General features: G+C 58.2%; 3 protein-coding genes. 2 read left to right on the top strand and 1 reads right to left on the bottom strand.

Going from position 1 to position 1,744, the window contains the following annotated elements; genetic code table 11:
* The coding region (locus tag RDM88_RS12765) for a hypothetical protein (RefSeq protein ID WP_308755202.1) at window positions 1-181 on the bottom strand (181 nt) is incomplete at its 3' end.
* Window positions 182-463: 282 nt separating this feature from the next.
* Between RDM88_RS12765 and RDM88_RS12760 the strand changes: the two genes are divergently transcribed.
* Window positions 464-1,069, top strand: coding sequence for an XRE family transcriptional regulator (locus RDM88_RS12760; RefSeq protein WP_308755201.1), 606 nt, complete (start codon window positions 464-466; stop codon window positions 1,067-1,069).
* Between the two features lie 83 nt (window positions 1,070-1,152).
* Window positions 1,153-1,686 (top strand): inorganic diphosphatase, encoded by a 534-nt coding sequence (locus tag RDM88_RS12755; RefSeq protein WP_308755200.1) that lies wholly within the window; start codon window positions 1,153-1,155, stop codon window positions 1,684-1,686.
* Window positions 1,687-1,744 lie beyond the last annotated feature (58 nt).

Raw genomic sequence — 1,744 nt, 5'->3', positions numbered from 1 at the left:
GCTTTTTGGAGCCCGCCCGCGCGCAGAAAACGCCGATCGCGGTAAAGGCGGCGAGCTGGAGCATACATTCCCAGAGGGAGATGCCGCCCGTTTCCCACGCGCCGAGGGAACCGAGGACCAGAAATGCAGAAACCACCGTAAGCAGTTGGAACAGATAGCGGATATGATAGAACAGTTTCATTCGGATGCCTTCCTTCCTCCGCGCCGACCGTTTTTCAGCGGACGGCCTCCCGCGCGGAAAAGGGGGCGTCCGGACTGCTAAAAAACAACGAATGTTTGTATTTTCAATATACAACAACCGTTGGTTGTTGTCAAGCGGTTTTACAACTTTTTTGATTTTTTGAGTTGACAGATACAACCTATTGATGTAAAATATAACTGCCAGTATAAATGACTGCGGGGACGGCGGCGCCGCAGGCCGGACATCAGGTTCCCTTCGCGCGCCGGGAAAGGGAGAAGATCGATGTTTTCCGAACGGTTGAGGGCGCTTCGCAAGGAGCGCAAAATTTCGCAGGGCGCGCTGGCCGCGCAGCTCGGCATCAGCCAGCAGGCGGTCGGCAAGTGGGAGACGGGGCGCTCCACCCCCGACCCCGGCACGCTGCGCAAAATTGCCGACCTCTTCGGCGTTTCGGCCGACGGCCTGCTCGGGCGGGACGACGCGCCCTCCGCGCCGGTGTGGCCGGGCGCGGAGGTGCTCGTGCCGGTGCTCGGCACCGTCAAGGCGGGCTACGACGCCTACGCCTTTGAGGAGGATTACGGCAGCGAGCCCGCGAACGTCAAAAACCCGCGCGACTATTTCTACCTGATCGTGCGCGGGGACAGCATGGAGCCGCGCATCAGCAGCGGCGACCTCGCGCTCGTCCACAGCCAGCCCGACGTGGAGAGCGGGGATCTGGCCGTCGTGCTCGTTGACGGGGAGGAGGGCACCCTCAAAAAGGTGCTCAAAAAGGAGGGCGCAGTCATTTTGCAGCCCTTCAATCCCGCCTATCAGACGCAGGTTTTCATCGGCGGGGAGATTGGGCGGCTCACCATCGTAGGCAAGGTCGTGGAGACGAAAACCAAGTGGTAGGTTGCTAATTGGGCGGTGGTGTGCTAAAATCATCCTGACAGACGCTTTACAGGACAGAGAAGTTTTGAAAAGAGGTTATCGGATTGAATATTTGGCATGACATGTCGCCCAAGCGCATCACCAAAAACGACTTTATCGCCGTGATCGAAATCCAAAAGGGCGGAAAGAACAAGTATGAGCTGGATAAGGAGACGGGGCTGATCATCCTCGACCGGATCCTCTACACCTCCACCCACTATCCCGCCAACTACGGCTTCATCCCGCGCACCTACGGCGACGACAACGACCCGCTCGACGTGCTGGTGCTCTGCTCAGAGGCGCTTGTTCCGCTGAGCCTCGTGCGTTGCTATCCGATCGGCGTCATTTCGATGATCGACAACGGAAAAAATGACGAGAAGATCATCGCGATCCCCTTTGAGGATCCGATGTACAACCACTATAAGGACATCAGCGAGCTGCCCGAGCATGTGTTCGCCGAGATGCGCCACTTCTTCAGCGTCTACAAGTCCCTCGAGGGGAAGCAGACCGCCGTCAACGAGGTGGCCGGACCCGAAACCGCGGTCGAGATCATTCAGAACGCGATCGATAACTACGTCGAGAAGTTCTGCCGCGGATAGATTCCGCAAAGCTTTGGAAATACGGAAAACCCCCGCCGCTGTGAAACAGCGGCGGGGG

It is taken from the genome of uncultured Anaerotruncus sp. (assembly GCF_902490045.1).
Lineage (GTDB): Bacteria > Bacillota > Clostridia > Oscillospirales > Ruminococcaceae > Anaerotruncus.
This window is presented reverse-complemented; position numbering and strand designations above follow the sequence as displayed.